At 36.1% G+C, this 14,843-nt stretch carries 15 protein-coding genes and 1 riboswitch; of the genes, 5 read left to right on the forward strand and 10 right to left on the reverse strand.

What is annotated here, in order from left to right:
• Positions 1–33 precede the first annotated feature (33 nt).
• The 5 genes from ACJRPK_RS15660 to ACJRPK_RS15680 form a co-directional block, all read right to left on the reverse strand.
• Positions 34–1,221 carry a trans-sulfuration enzyme family protein gene (locus ACJRPK_RS15660; protein ID WP_407141349.1) on the reverse strand — a complete coding sequence of 396 codons (1,188 nt, stop codon included), beginning with the start codon at positions 1,219–1,221 and terminating at the stop codon, positions 34–36.
• Positions 1,218–1,643 (reverse strand): OsmC family protein, encoded by a 426-nt coding sequence (locus ACJRPK_RS15665; protein WP_407141351.1) that lies wholly within the window; start codon positions 1,641–1,643, stop codon positions 1,218–1,220. Before ACJRPK_RS15665 ends, ACJRPK_RS15660 begins: the two co-directional genes overlap by 4 nt.
• 67 nt (positions 1,644–1,710) lie before the next feature.
• Positions 1,711–4,125 carry a bifunctional aspartate kinase/homoserine dehydrogenase I gene (gene thrA, locus ACJRPK_RS15670; protein WP_407141353.1) on the reverse strand — a complete coding sequence of 805 codons (2,415 nt, stop codon included), beginning with the start codon at positions 4,123–4,125 and terminating at the stop codon, positions 1,711–1,713.
• Positions 4,126–4,128: 3 nt separating this feature from the next.
• Positions 4,129–5,127 (reverse strand): alpha/beta fold hydrolase, encoded by a 999-nt coding sequence (locus ACJRPK_RS15675; protein ID WP_407141355.1) that lies wholly within the window; start codon positions 5,125–5,127, stop codon positions 4,129–4,131.
• A gap of 19 nt (positions 5,128–5,146) precedes the next feature.
• Positions 5,147–6,433, reverse strand: a complete 1,287-nt coding sequence (locus tag ACJRPK_RS15680) for an O-acetylhomoserine aminocarboxypropyltransferase/cysteine synthase family protein (RefSeq protein WP_407141357.1) — start codon at positions 6,431–6,433, stop codon at positions 5,147–5,149.
• Between the two features lie 195 nt (positions 6,434–6,628).
• Positions 6,629–6,743, reverse strand: a riboswitch (SAM riboswitch).
• A gap of 316 nt (positions 6,744–7,059) precedes the next feature.
• Between ACJRPK_RS15680 and metK the strand changes: the two genes are divergently transcribed.
• From metK to ACJRPK_RS15695, 3 genes are all read left to right on the forward strand, one after another.
• Positions 7,060–8,319, forward strand: coding sequence for a methionine adenosyltransferase (gene metK, locus ACJRPK_RS15685; RefSeq protein WP_407141359.1), 1,260 nt, complete (start codon positions 7,060–7,062; stop codon positions 8,317–8,319).
• A 117-nt stretch (positions 8,320–8,436) separates the two neighbouring features.
• Entirely contained in the window at positions 8,437–8,790 is a 354-nt protein-coding gene (locus ACJRPK_RS15690; protein WP_407141361.1) for a hypothetical protein, read from the forward strand.
• 209 nt (positions 8,791–8,999) lie between these two features.
• Complete coding sequence (locus tag ACJRPK_RS15695; protein WP_407141363.1) at positions 9,000–9,746, forward strand: SDR family oxidoreductase; 747 nt, start codon at positions 9,000–9,002, stop codon at positions 9,744–9,746.
• 40 nt (positions 9,747–9,786) lie between these two features.
• On the opposite strand, the gene ACJRPK_RS15700 is transcribed toward ACJRPK_RS15695, so the two are convergent.
• Both ACJRPK_RS15700 and ACJRPK_RS15705 read right to left on the reverse strand, forming a co-directional pair.
• Positions 9,787–10,473 (reverse strand): TVP38/TMEM64 family protein, encoded by a 687-nt coding sequence (locus tag ACJRPK_RS15700; RefSeq protein ID WP_407141365.1) that lies wholly within the window; start codon positions 10,471–10,473, stop codon positions 9,787–9,789.
• 39 nt (positions 10,474–10,512) lie between these two features.
• On the reverse strand, positions 10,513–11,511 hold the full coding sequence (locus ACJRPK_RS15705; RefSeq protein WP_407141366.1) for an NADP-dependent oxidoreductase: 999 nt from the start codon (positions 11,509–11,511) through the stop codon (positions 10,513–10,515).
• A 247-nt stretch (positions 11,512–11,758) separates the two neighbouring features.
• On the opposite strand from ACJRPK_RS15705, the gene ACJRPK_RS15710 reads away from it, so the two are divergent.
• Both ACJRPK_RS15710 and ACJRPK_RS15715 read left to right on the forward strand, forming a co-directional pair.
• A complete protein-coding gene (locus ACJRPK_RS15710) occupies positions 11,759–12,064 on the forward strand; it encodes a phosphoribosylpyrophosphate synthetase (protein ID WP_148781538.1) in 306 nt (101 codons plus the stop codon).
• A 209-nt stretch (positions 12,065–12,273) separates the two neighbouring features.
• Positions 12,274–12,888 carry a deoxynucleoside kinase gene (locus tag ACJRPK_RS15715; protein ID WP_148781539.1) on the forward strand — a complete coding sequence of 205 codons (615 nt, stop codon included), beginning with the start codon at positions 12,274–12,276 and terminating at the stop codon, positions 12,886–12,888.
• Positions 12,889–12,940: 52 nt separating this feature from the next.
• Here the strand turns inward: ACJRPK_RS15715 and ACJRPK_RS15720 are convergent, their stop codons facing one another.
• The 3 genes from ACJRPK_RS15720 to ACJRPK_RS15730 all read right to left on the reverse strand — a co-directional run bounded on the left by ACJRPK_RS15720 (position 12,941) and on the right by ACJRPK_RS15730 (position 14,763).
• Positions 12,941–13,159 carry a hypothetical protein gene (locus tag ACJRPK_RS15720; RefSeq protein WP_148781540.1) on the reverse strand — a complete coding sequence of 73 codons (219 nt, stop codon included), beginning with the start codon at positions 13,157–13,159 and terminating at the stop codon, positions 12,941–12,943.
• A gap of 32 nt (positions 13,160–13,191) precedes the next feature.
• Positions 13,192–13,413 carry a hypothetical protein gene (locus ACJRPK_RS15725; RefSeq protein ID WP_407141369.1) on the reverse strand — a complete coding sequence of 74 codons (222 nt, stop codon included), beginning with the start codon at positions 13,411–13,413 and terminating at the stop codon, positions 13,192–13,194.
• A 129-nt stretch (positions 13,414–13,542) separates the two neighbouring features.
• Positions 13,543–14,763 (reverse strand): 3-deoxy-D-manno-octulosonic acid transferase, encoded by a 1,221-nt coding sequence (locus ACJRPK_RS15730; protein WP_407141371.1) that lies wholly within the window; start codon positions 14,761–14,763, stop codon positions 13,543–13,545.
• Between the last annotated feature and the right edge of the window lie 80 nt (positions 14,764–14,843).

A 14,843-nucleotide genomic window follows, 5' to 3' on the forward strand; every position in this document is an offset into this window, starting at 1 on the left:
TTTACAAATGATATAAAAAAGGTTGGGTTATACTCAACCTTTTTTTATGCCTTGTAACGCCCGATCAATATCTCCAATAATATCATCAATATGCTCTAGCCCTACTGAGCATCGTACCAAGCCGTCAGTAATACCCACGGCATTTTTATCCTCCTGTGCTAATTTACTGTGCGTTGTTGACGCGGGATGCGTGACAATCGTTCGGGTATCTCCTAAATTCGCTGATAACGAACATAGTTGGATGGCATCAAAAAAAGTTTTACCGCCATATACACCTCCTTTTACTTCAAAAGAAATAATATTGCCCCCTAAAAGCATTTGCTTCTTGGCAATTTCAAATTTGGGATGAGACGGTAGAAAAGGGTACTTCACCCAATTAACATTAGGATGTTGCTCTAAAAACTTAGCTAATGTATGCGCATTCTGACAGTGTTTTTCAACACGCACTGCGAGTGTTTCCAAACTTTTTGATAACACCCAAGCATTAAAAGGGGATAATGCCGGACCTGTATTGCGAGAAAATAAATATATCTCCCGAATTAATTCTTTACGCCCCACGGTAACCCCTCCTAATACTCGTCCCTGACCATCAATTAGTTTGGTAGCCGAATGGATTACCAAATCTGCTCCAAACTTGATAGGTTGTTGGAGGTAGGGCGTTGCAAAACAATTATCAATAATCAGTAGTAGATTATATTTTTTGGCTATTCTCGACAATAACTCCAAGTCTACAATATCAACCCCTGGATTCGTGGGTGTTTCAGCATATAACACCTTGGTGTTGGGCTGAATTAAGGTTTCTATCTCATCTACCTGATCAATAGTATAATAGCTAGTTTCAATATTCCATTTTGGAAAATATTTAGTAAACAAGGTATGTGTAGATCCAAAAACAGATCGACAAGAGACAATATGATCCCCACTACTTAGTAATGCTGCGAACGTCGAAAAAACGGCTGACATGCCCGTTGCAAAAGCAAAACCATCTTCAGCACCTTCTAACTGACACATTTTTGCCACAAACTCTGAAGTATTTGGGTTGCTAAAACGACTATAAAGGTTACGCTCTTTTTCTTCGGCAAATGCTGCACGCATTTCTTCAGAATCTTCAAAAACGAATCCCGACGTTAAATAGAGCGGTGTCGAATGTTCAGAAAATTGTGTTTTTTCATTCTGTATACGCACTGCCTGGGTTTCAAAATTGTCATATTTTAGTTTCATACTTCCTTCTTATTGAGCACTGTTTTATATATTATTTTAGCTGTTGGTTCCAGCGTTTTAGAAACTGAACAATATTTATCAAAAGATAATTGAGCTGCTCGCTTTGCTTTTTCAGGATCAATATCGCCTTCAAGAAAAACAGTCACTGTAATTTTTTTGAAGGGAGACGCTCCCCCAATTTTTTCTCTTGCCCCCTCGACCTCGGCGCTATAGGATGTGATATCTTGTCGTTGTTTTTTAAGAATAGAAATCACATCGATCGCACTACATCCTGCAACCCCCATTAGCACATATTCCATCGGACTTGGTGCTAGATCATGCCCTCCTGTTTCTGTCTTGTTATCGATGTAGGTTACATGTCCTCTTTCATTACGCAATTCAAAGTGATAATCTTCATTTAATCGTTTCAGTTGTATTTTCATATGTTTAAATTTTATAGGGAGTAGTACCCAGATGTATAGTTATTGTGAACATCAAAGTTACTCTTTATTATCCTCTTTCTGCCAATCGTAAGATGTCACCAAATACACCTCTGGCAGTGACAGAGGCTCCTGCACCCGCCCCCTGAATTACAATCGGTTGATCACCATAAGATTCTGTGAATATCTCAAAGATAGAATCTGAGCCTTTTACTTGTCCCAAAGCACTCTGCACGGGTACTGATACTAGTTTAACTTCTAAAATTCCTTTTTCTCGAGATAAATCCCCATGCAATTCTCCTACATACCGTAATACATGCTCCTTCTTTTGATCATTTTTAATTTTTGCAAATTCTGCATCGAGTGTATGTAAGTTAGAGAGGAAATCTAAAACCTCACCACCTCGCAACGATTCCGGAATCAAATTCTCAATTAAAACTTCATCAAGTTCATTGTGCAAATCCAACTCTCTGGCTAATATTAAAAGTTTACGCCCTACATCATTACCAGATAAATCTTCTCTCGGATCGGGTTCTGTAAAACCGTTATCGATTGCCTCTTGTAATACTGTACTAAAAGATTTATCCTGACTTGAATATGTATTAAACAGATAACTAAGTGATCCGGAAAAAACACCTTTAATTCTCGTGATATTCTCACCTGAAAGATGTAATAATTTAAGGGTATCTATTAAAGGAAGTCCGGCGCCTACATTCGTTTCATACCGATATTGTTTTTGATTTTCTTCTAAAATCTGCCTTAACTTTCTATAAGAATCAAAGCTTAGGGTGTTAGCTATTTTATTAGAAGACACTAAATCAAACCCATTGCAGACGAGTTGTTCATAATGATTTGTAAAAATTTTGCTTGCTGTATTGTCAATCGCAATCAAATTCGCCAAGTGATGCTTCTTAGCATACTCAATGACATCCGTTACGCTATAGCTCCTTCCATCGTTCTTTATTCGTGTTTTCCAGTTTTCTTCAATTCCATGTTTATCAAGCACTATTTTCGTTGAATTTGCAATGGCTATAATATTTAGACTAATCCCTTTTCGCTTTTGGATTTCCTTTGTAGAGCCTAATATTTGATTAATTAACGCTCCCCCAACCAATCCATGTCCGAATATTGCAAGGTTAATCTTTTTAGCCACCCCAAAAATTTCGCTATGCATTACATTTAACGCTTTATGCAACTCATTGCTTTTGACAACTAAACTTACTGTCGAGCCAGCTAGAGTATTACTAAATAATAAAGGTGTAATTTGATTTTTGATTAATGCTGTATAGGGTTTATGAAAGGTACTAAGTTGTTGTCCAATAATCGAAATAACTGAAACATCTTTTTCAACAGTGATTTTATGGACATCCCGTTTATAAAAATCACTCTCAAACTCTTTTTCCAATACTGTTGCTGCCTGATGGGCTTTATTTGTTTTTACAGCAAATCCAATACTACGTTCTGAAGAGCCCTGAGACACCAAACTCACACTAATATTTTCGGCTGCCAAGACTTTAAAAATTCTTGCATCCACTCCAACTTTATGGAGCAATCCTCGACCCTCGAGATTTATCAATGTCATATCTTCAATTACTGAAAGTGTCTTGATACCGGTATTACTTTGAGCAGCCGTTATTAAGGTCCCCTTATTTGAAGGGTCAAAAGTGTTTAATATTCGTAAAGGAATACTCTTATTAAGCAGCGGTATGATCGTCTTTGCATGAAGAATGTCTGTTCCAAAAGAGGCTAGCTCATTGGCCTCTGCAAAGGATAATTGATCGATCTGTTGCGCATCAGCAACAAGCTCGGGATTTGCAGTATAAATTCCGCTAACATGTGTATAATTTTGAAGCTCTTCTGCATCCAGATAATTTGCCAACAAGGAAGCGGTGTAATTGCTTCCATTCCTACCCAAGGTAGTCGTGTCATTATTCACACTAGAAGCAATAAAACCAGTTACAACATTAACCGTTGTCCCATTATACTGCTTAAAATGTTGGAGGACATTGCTTTTCGAAATTGCATCCAATGGTTGCGCTTCACCAAACCTTGCATCTGTTTTTATTAAGAGTCGGCTATCCGTATAATTTGCATTAATTGCTCTCTCCTTAAGTAAAAAGGTCACCGTCTTTGCGGAAATCACCTCTCCCAGTGACAATACCTGATCTTTTATACGCTCACTATAATCTCCTAAGAGTTGAACCCCATCGAAAATTCTTTGCAGTAACTGAAAATCTTCTACCAGCAACTCTTCATCTAAAATGATATTTTGATATGTTTTAAAACATTCCCAGTCATTTTTATAATCATCCCCTTTTACTGCCTTATCAAGAATTTTTTCTAACTCATTGGTTGCATTTCCCCTACCCGACAGAACCACCGCGATTTGCTCCTTTTTATGAGCACATTCGGCAATAATCGAAAGTACCGCATTGATACCTTCACCGTTTGCTAAGGATTTTCCTCCAAATTTTAAAATTTTCATTATTTAATCTTTAAATATTGTATTCAGGCAAGCACTCAATTGTTCAAACTCTATAAGAAAAGCATCGTGTCCATGAATTGAATCTATAATATGATGTGTAATGTTTTTATTCAACGACCTCAATCTTTCTACCGTTTCTACATCCTCCTCCAGTGTAAAAAACACATCCGAATTGATGCTTACTATGTGTATATCACTTGTAAGATTGCTTACAGAAGCTTCAAAATCATCGGTCCCCTTTGTTATATCAATAGATGATAAAATGTAATTTAACATTTTGTAAGAAGCCAAACCGAAACGTGATTTTAATCTTTCTCCATGATGAAATAACCAGCTATCTACCGTATACTTTCGTTTACTTTCCGTGTTATTTTTAGAAAATTTAGCTTTCATCGATGCCGGTGTTCTGTAAAGCGTCATGGCATGTAATCGGGCGTCATGAACGGGATTTGCAGAATTCAGTAAAATCTGCTCTTGTATGGTGCAGTTCGCCTTTAACCAGTTGGTTGCTTTCCAATCAGTTGCTATGGGGATCAGATTCTTAATTAAATCCGGTTGCAACACAGCTAATTCCCACGCGATTCCCCCGCCTACAGAGCCTCCGATAAGTGCAAATAACTCAGATACTTCCAAAATTTGTAATCCCTTCAAAAAAATAGAAGCGATATCACGTGCTGTAAGGACTTTATAGTTAAGAAAGATATCAGAGTTTCCTTCTAGATAACCGTTTCCTGGTATATTAAATGCCAGAACTGTAAATCGATCGGTGTCAATGCACTTTTTGGAACCTACAAAATCGTTCCACCATCCGTCAAATCCGCACACTGTGCTATTTCCGGTTAGCGCATGATTCACCATTACTACCGGAGCGGTATGCAATGGTTTTCCAAATATTTGATACGAAAGATTAAATCCGGGCAATATGATTCCTTTGGACGTTTTATAACCTTCAATTGTAACCTTGTTCAATTTAACGCTTGTTATTTGATCTACTCCACTCATCCTGATCGCTGAAACTTTTTTAAATACTCACTTTTAATTTTCCAAAAGCGACTTTAAGATCTTGTTTAAGATCCTCTATATCCTCTAAACCTATCGATAAACGAATCAAATCTTTGGTTACCCCTGTAGTTTTTTGTTGCTCTTCATCCAACTGTTGATGCGTAGTGCTTGCCGGGTGAATGATCAGCGATTTGGAATCTCCAATATTTGCAAGTAATGAGAAAACTTGTGTTTCATTAGCTATAACCTTAGCCGCTTCAAACCCGCCTCTACTACCAAAAGTGATAATACCACTTTGACCCTTTGGCAAATACGTTTGGGATAGCTTGTAAAACTTGTTATTTGGCAACCCAGGATAATTAACCCAAGCCACTTCATCTTGCTCTTGTAACCATTGTGCCAGTTCTAGTGCATTTTGACTATGTTTCTGTATACGTATAGATAAAGTTTCAAGTCCTTGAAGAATTTGAAATGCATTAAACGGGCTCAACGCAGCGCCATGATCCCGCAACCCTTCTATACGTGCTTTTGCAATAAATGCAGCGCTACCCAAGACTTCGTGATACACCAATCCGTGATATCCTTTTGACGGCTCTGTAAACTCAGGAAATCTACCGCTCGCCCAATCGAATGTCCCTGCATCGATAATTGCCCCACCAAGAGAAGTCCCATTGCCACTTATATACTTTGTTAGCGAATGAATTACAATATTTGCTCCGTGTTCAATGGGATTCAATAATGCCGGAGTTGCTACAGTATTATCCACAATAAATGGAATCTTAGCCTGACTGGTCACCTCTCCGATCGCTTTGAGATCTAAAACGTCCAGTTTTGGATTCCCCAAGGATTCCACAAATACCACACGTGTATTCTCCTGAATAGCTGCTTCAAAATTTTCTGCTTCTGAAGGATCTACAAATGTCGTTGTGATACCGAATCTTGGCAAGGTGACATTTAACAAGTTATAAGTGCCTCCATATAAACTATTTGAAGCAACAATATGGTCTCCGGATTTTAACAAGGTTAATAATGTTGTACTGATTGCAGCTGTCCCCGATGAAGTAACTACGGCACCAATGCCTCCCTCGAGTGCAGCTAATCGTTTTTCTAAGATATCATTGGTAGGATTATTCAATCTGGTATAAATAAATCCCGGTTCACTAAGGTTAAATAAGTTGGCCGCGTGATCGGAATCCTTAAAAACGTATGAGGTAGTTTGATAAATAGGTACTGCTCTTGTACCTCCGTTGGATACTACATCATGTCCTGCATGTAGCGCTTGGGTTGAAAAATTTTGTGTACTCATGATTTTCTAACTTTTAAATTTTTTAGTTTAGGCATATGCCAAAATAACAAGGACAATATTTTCATCTTTAGACTGTGCACGGTCTAACTGAAAAAATGTCAAAAAAAATTCAAATACAATCAACACTCTTAAAAGTGTGAACGCGTAGAAAATTAAAAAGAAAGGAAAATCAATTACCAGAAAAGTAATTGTTTCGTGTTATCTATTCCAAAACACATTAACTGCTTGGATAGAATTTAGCACCTTCTTTACGAATAAAGGGTTGCTAAGGTTTCATAGGGTCTATTCCCTCCACCTTTCTTGATAACTTACTAAGTATGTATAAGAAACTTATGGCAAAGCTAGTAATTATTTTTATATATGAGATATCAGTAACCACATTTTATTTTTACAATACCTTTATAAAAATTAATGATACGTTAAATACTTTTGGGTCTAATCATTTTTCATAACTTTGCCCGAATTATTAGCAGGGAAAGATTTGACTGATTGCAACCCTAACAAGCCAAACAATTTGGCTACACTGTATTACAGAGTATAAAATGCTAAAGCAGTTATCAACCTAAGATTTGTTGATATGTGTTTTTGAGCAATCGTTTCAAGATCTTCCCATTAAACAATTATAAATGGCATATTTATTTACCTCAGAAAGTGTTTCTGAAGGACACCCAGATAAGGTTGCTGATCAAATCAGTGATGCATTATTAGACAATTTTTTAGCTTTTGATGAAAATTCAAAGGTGGCTTGTGAAACTTTGGTTACTACTGGTCAAGTAGTGTTAGCCGGAGAAGTAAAATCACAAACCTATCTGGATGTACAACAAATTGCTAGAGAAGTAATCAATAAAATTGGATATACTAAAGGTGCATATCAATTTAGTGGTGATTCCTGCGGAGTAATATCTTTAATTCATGAACAATCTCAGGACATAAATCAAGGTGTTGATCGAGAATCTAAAGAAGAGCAAGGAGCTGGTGATCAAGGGATGATGTTTGGATATGCTACCAAAGAAACTGCTAATTATATGCCTTTGGCACTTGATATTTCACACAAAATACTTATCGAATTAGCACAATTACGAAGAGAAGGCAAAGATATTTCATATTTACGCCCTGATTCTAAAAGTCAGGTTACCATAGAATATAGCGATGATAATATACCTCAACGTATTGTAGCTATTGTAGTCTCTACGCAACATGATGACTTTGACAGGAATGATGATGCTATGCTTGCGACTATTAAGGAGGATATTATAAAGATTTTGATTCCGCGTGTTAAAAAACAATTACCGGAATATGTGCAAGCATTATTTAATGATGAAATCACCTATCATATCAATCCAACCGGAAAATTCGTTATAGGCGGACCTCACGGGGATACCGGTTTGACTGGACGTAAAATTATAGTAGATACCTATGGTGGTAAAGGAGCACATGGTGGAGGCGCCTTTTCTGGAAAAGATCCAAGCAAAGTAGATCGATCTGCAGCCTATGCTGCCAGACATATTGCCAAAAATCTTGTCGCTGCTGGCGTAGCTAACGAAATTTTGGTGCAAGTTTCTTATGCTATCGGTGTTGTAGAACCAACCTCGATTTTTGTAGATACTTATGGTACTAGTGCTTTAGACCTTACAGATGGTCAAATCGCAGCACAGGTTAAAGATATTTTTGACATGCGCCCTGCTGCTATTGAAACACGCTTAAAACTACGTAATCCAATTTATACGGAGACGGCTGCCTACGGTCATATGGGTAAAGAACCTCAAATTATCACCAAGGTATTTGAAAGCCCGTATTCTGGTAGAATTGAAAAAGAGGTTGAACTATTTACATGGGAAAAACTAGACTATGTAGACCATGTTAAGAAAGCGTTTAAGCTCAACTAGTTCTAAGCCGATTCTGATAAAATTAAGAAAATCTTAGTTATTACAAAAGCTGTAATACGTTGACAATTTGTAACTTGCCACGTTTTACAGCTTTTTATATAGCCTTAAACCAAAATTATGAAGAATCTATTATTTTATGCGTTTTTGATTATGTGCTTCTCTTCAAATTTTGCCCAAAATATTCAAAATGAATTCTCTGTCATAAAAACTGTGGATTCCCAAATTCAAGCAGAAAATTTTGAAATTTCATCCACCACATCCAATTCTATCCTGTTATGGACTGAAAATAACTCACGTACAGTGCAAGCTCCCATTTCTGATGAAGCTTGGAAAATGACACTGCAAAGAATAAAACAGTCTAAAGAAAGATTTATGCAGGATAAGAGCAAGAGTATTAGCATACGTATATTAGACACCATTATTCTTCCCATTCCTGAAGCTTCTCAAGAATCTAGATTATCCGGATGGTAATCAAACACTACTGATTTCCCTATCTGGTAATACCACCGAAATTTAAAAGCACACCTCAAGTTTCAATAACTTTAACACGCATTAAGATTAGCGTTAAACTACCGCTAAACTTGAATAGCAGATTTTTATCTACATTCGAATAACCGTAACTTTAGTAAAAAGAAAAATCACGCTCATTTGATTTATTTGAGCCAAAAAAAACTAGTGTTATGAATATAAAAGACAAAGTAATTATTATTACCGGTGCATCAAGTGGTATTGGTGAAGCAACAGCTATTAAACTAGCTAAAGAAGGTGCAAAAGTTGTATTGACTGCCAGACGAGAAGATCGACTAAAGGAATTAAAAAATAAGATTGAAGAAAATGGTCATGAAGCTTTAGTTATTACCGGGGATGTAACAAATAAAGATGATTATAAAAAAATCGTGGATGAAACATTGAAGCATTATAACACTATTGATGTTATTGTAAACAATGCCGGCTTGATGCCATTATCCTATATTAAGAATTTACATACCGATGAATGGGATAAAATGATAGACGTAAATATAAAAGGAGTTACTAATGGAGTGGCTGCGGTCTTACCCACTATGATGAAACAAAAAAGTGGACATATAGTTAATCTATCATCAAGCGCCGGTCGCAAATATTATCCAGGTGGAGCGGTTTACTGTGCTACAAAGGCTGCTGTCAAAATGTTCTCTGAGGGATTGCGGCAAGAATTAGCGCCTAAATACGGAATTAATGTAACCTCAATAGAGCCGGGATTTGTAGATACCGAACTTACTGATACTATCACAGATGAAGAGATTAAGGAAAAATTAGCTCCAATGATTAAAAAGGTAACTACCCTTGAACCCGAAGATATTGCTGAAGCCATCCACTATGCCATTGCACAACCTAAACGTGCCAATATCAACGATGTGTATATCATGCCTACAGAACAAGAGAGCTAATATAGCATAAACTAAATGTTTTAAATCCGTAGCTTAATTTTTAACCTACGGATTTTTCATTTTTTATCCTGCTGTAAATTAAATATCCTACAAATAATAGAACGCTAATTATAGAGATCCATAACAAAACTATTTTGAGCTGATCCATATAGCCCCCGGTAATAGCAATTAGAATAACAAGTGGGGTTATCCCTATCAAAGTTGCTCCTATAAATTTTGGGTAACTGATATCTATGATACCCGCCACAAAACTAATGGCATCATTAGACAAAAAAGGGTTCAATCGTGTTACAATTACAGCCCAAAACCCATAGTTGGCAATAAACTTTTCAATCTTCTCTTCAGTAGCAGTTCCCAATACGGCTGAAGTAATGAATTTTGCAAAGTATTTACCAATATAAAAACCAACCGTGGATGCTATACTAACTGACACATATATAAGGACGCTACCCCATAACGGTCCGTAAGCGATTACTGAAACTATCATCAACGCAAGTGAAGGTATTACGATCAAGAACATTTGCAAAATCATTGCTACAATTAAGATAATAGGTCCCCAACAACCAAATGTAGCTATCCATGAATTTATGTCATCACTGTTACCACTGGATAAAACGCTCCAAGCCTCATCAAAGAATTTAGTAACCTCAGGTATAAAAATATAAGAACCTACCACAATGCATGCAACAATAAATGTTACCAACTTGGTCAAATGTTTTTTAAACATATTTCAAACTTCGTAGAAAATTCTGAACAAACATGAACCTCAATAAACTTTCACCAGCATTTTTCCTTTATTCTTACCATCAAACAAATCGAGAAATGCTTGCGGAATTTGGTCAAATCCTTCTACTATGGTTTCAGAAAACGTTATTTTTCCTTCGTTTAACCAGGTTGACAATTGACTGATTGCCGGGCCGAACTCTTTTACAAAATCTCTAACAGTGAATCCTTGCATACGTACACTCTTTTTTATCAGAGTACCTTCGTGCCGAGGCCCAGTTGGTGTTTCGCTTTCATTATAAATTGAAATAGCGCCACAGTTAATAACTCTACCGTACTTATTGATATTATTCATTACCGCATCAAGAATTTCTCCTCCCACATTATCAAAGTATACATCTATACCATCAGGACAATGTTTTGCAAGTGCTTTAGACATGTCCTGGGTTGTTTTATAATTGATACCCTCATCAAAACCAAATTTACCCTTTATGGTGTTAATCTTTTCATCACTTCCTGCGATACCAATAACATTACAACCTTTAATTTTACCGATTTGTCCAACGATACTTCCCACAGCTCCTGATGCGCCGGATACCACCAAGGTTTCTCCTTCTTTCAAATTACCTATTTTTTCTAATCCGAGATAGGCTGTTATACCAGTAAGCCCCAAAACACCCAAATATGCGCTTAAGGGCGCAGTGTCTTTATTTACCTTATTTAAACCTTTACCAGATGAAGTTTGATATTGTTTCCATTGAAGCATCCCATTCACGAAGTCACCTTTCTCAAAATTGGAATTATTAGATTCAATCACTTCAGCAACTATCCCGGACTCTACCGGTTCATCGAGTTTAAAGGGTTCTATATAAGATTTTGCATCTCGCATTCTCCCTCTCAAATATGGATCTACAGAAACATACTTAGCTTTTAAAAGCAATTCCCCTTCTTTCGGAGCTGGTTTTTCTTCTTCAATGAAAGCGAAATCAGATGTGGAGGGACGTCCTTCAGGTCTGTTTTTTAATAATATAGTCTTATTCATTTGTACATTTTTTTATAAAGTTAGTGGATTGTTATTTAAGTAAAAATTAATCCAGTACGCTTTGTTTCGTTTTTCAGAAAACATTAACGGTTGGGGCTTTACAAGATTCTTCTCATGAAACAACACAAAACATACGTTTCATATTTTATTATAGTTTTAACCTTTGACCCATAAGAATTTAGAGGTCTTTAACGTCTTATACATTTTGCAATAAGTACCTTTAAATTTATATTTAAAACGAAATGTTATGCATCATTTAGATACTTTATCACAGCAAATGAATTCCTTAAAGGAAGAGGGTTATACAATCGAATTCGATTTAAAAAATAATAAAATATTGGATCACAAATCTGATAAAAGTTATACTATAGATGAGTTCGATGTAGTACAAACATTTAGATTTGAAGGTGCTAGTAACCCTGCAGATAATTCAATTTTATACGCTATAAAAACTACTACTGGTGACAAAGGGGTGCTTTTGGGAGCATATGGAGCAGATGGTGAAGAGGTATCTAAAGAGATGATTGATAAATTACGCGCAATAAATTCCTAAAGATTTTCAGTAAAATTAGTCAAAGTGTTAATATCAGTAAGGATGCAATGTATTTTTTCATTGTGTCCTTTTTATTTACTTAAAAAGTTTTATGCTCCTGTAGATTTTCTTTGAAGTGAAAAAGTAATTTTTTCAAACTAAGGAAATCCATTATATTTACGATTTTACAAAACAAACGATCCTTTGCTAAACCCCATAAATAAAAATCTATGCATGTTGCAATAGCCGGAAATATCGGTGCAGGAAAAACGACTCTAACCAAACTTTTGGCCAAACATTATAAATGGGAAGCTCAGTTTGAGGATGTTTTAGAAAATCCATATTTAGAGGATTTCTATAATAAAATGGAGCGGTGGTCATTTAATCTTCAAATTTATTTTTTAAATAGTAGATTTCGTCAAATATTAGAAATCCGAGAAACCGGTAAAGATATCGTCCAGGATAGAACTATTTATGAAGACGCCTATATATTCGCTCCCAATTTACACGCTATGGGATTGATGACAAATCGCGACTTCGAAAATTATAAATCACTATTTAATTTAATGGAAAGCGTGGTTGAAGGACCTAATCTTTTAATATATCTTAGAAGTAGTATTCCTAACTTGGTTTCTCAAATCCATAAACGAGGCAGAGAATACGAGAACACTATAAGCATTGATTATCTAAGTAGATTAAACGAGCGTTATGAAGCATGGGCGCACGACTACGATAAAGGAAATTTATTAATTATTGATGTAGATAACTTAAATTTTGTTGATAATCCCGAGGATCTGGGAACTATTATAAACCGCATAGACGCCGAACTAAACGGGCTATTTTAATGCAAAAAACTCATCGCATGCGATGAGTTTTTCTTTATATTGCTATTGACGATTAGTTATCGTCTGTACCACCGGTACCTGTATTTTCCTTAACTTCATCTACTCCTTCTTCGACTGCATCACCTACATCGTCTGCAGCATCTTCGATAGCATCACCCATATCATCGGCTGCATCTTCAATATCTCCTTTTTCCTTGTTTGTATCTCTACATGAAGTAAATGCCGTACTAAACGCAAATACAAGCATAAACATTACTAATACTTTTTTCATCTTAATTTATTAATTAGTTACTATTGCTTTTATTAATTATCGTCTCCGATTCTTTCGATTTCTTCGTTAACCTCTTCATTAACTTCTTGGTCTACTTTTTCGGCAGCACGCTCTAGCATACCTTTAGACTCCTCTTCTTTTTCTACTTGAACTTCTTTTTCTTTAACGATAACTTCTTTTTTAGTTTCTCTACAAGAAGTAAAGGCAGTACTTACTGTTAATAAGATTGCCGCAATAAAAATTGCTCTTTTCATACAATGGTTGATTATAAATGTTAAAACAAAGATATAATAGCAAGAACATTCCTAATTAAAATAAATATATAATGTTTTCACAAAAAATGCTAAAAATAGCATGTCTACGTAGTGTGTGCTGACGCATAATTAAACGGTAGGCCTAGGTGCTTCCAACAGCTGTTTTCTCTGTATGTGATCCATAACTATAGCAGTTGCACCGGTGTTACTATTCACAAAGTGACCAGCAATCATGCCCGTTTTTTCACGAAATGCTTTATTCGTTATAAGATGATTTGCCACCTCTCCAAATTCTTCTTTGGTAGCAACCGAAAATAATCCTGCAAGCTTTTGAAGCTGTTTGGCTTCTCTGAAGTTATCAAAATTCTTTCCAATTAGGATTGGTACGCCAAAAGTAGCCGGCTCTAAAATATTATGCAGTCCCGAAGTACCCATAGCCCCACCCACATAAGCTATATCTGCGTAGCTATAAAGCTTGGTTAAGTAACCAATTGCATCAACAATACATACTTGAGCAGAGGCTTCTTGACCTAAAAAAACATGCTTCTCTGAGAACAACACCTGTTTTTGTTGAATCCTAGATTGTAGATTTTTAATTTTTTCAGTTTTGATTTCGTGAGGTGCGATTACAAAACAAACTGAGGCTGGAGCATTATTTATAAAATCTATAAATATTTCTTCATCCTCGGCCCAGGAGCTACCTATTACAATACACGTTCGCTTTTGTTTGAACTCTTCAATAAACTCAACTGTATTATCCATTTCTATTTGATGACTCACCCTATCAAACCGGGTGTCGCCACTCATAGTCACATTATCAAAACCGAAGGACATTAAAATGTTTCGTGAAGGCTCATCTTGTACAAAAAAGTGCTCGACCAAGGTTAATTTATCTCTTAAAAATTTACCATATGACTTAAAAACTGCCTGATTTTGTCTAAAAGATGCAGATATTAAGAGCAACGGGATCTTTCGTTTATGAAGACCGGAAATAAAATTTGGCCAAAATTCATATTTTACAAATATCGCCAGTTCAGGTTGTACATTAGTTAAAAAATGGTTGACATTTTTTGGCGTATCCAGCGGCATATACACAATGTGATCGGCAAGTGTGCTTCTTTTTTTTGCCTCATAGCCGGAAGGAGAAAAGAAGGTTACTAAAATTTTATAGTGTGGGTATTCCCGCTTCAATGCCTGAATAACCGGAACACCTTGCTCATACTCACCTAGTGACGCACAGTGCATCCAGATTACTTTTTGATCATTGAGATGTAAGGCTTCTAAGCTTTCAAAGATTTTGCTCCTACCTTCTGCAAATAATTTTAGCTTAGGAGACAATAAGCCAACCATTGGCAATACTTTTTGAAACAAATTTATTAGGATAGTGTACAAGGTATTCAAAACAGCAAAATTAAAGAGATGCTAAAATA

The organism is Aquimarina sp. 2-A2 (genome assembly GCF_045505135.1).
GTDB lineage: Bacteria > Bacteroidota > Bacteroidia > Flavobacteriales > Flavobacteriaceae > Aquimarina > Aquimarina intermedia.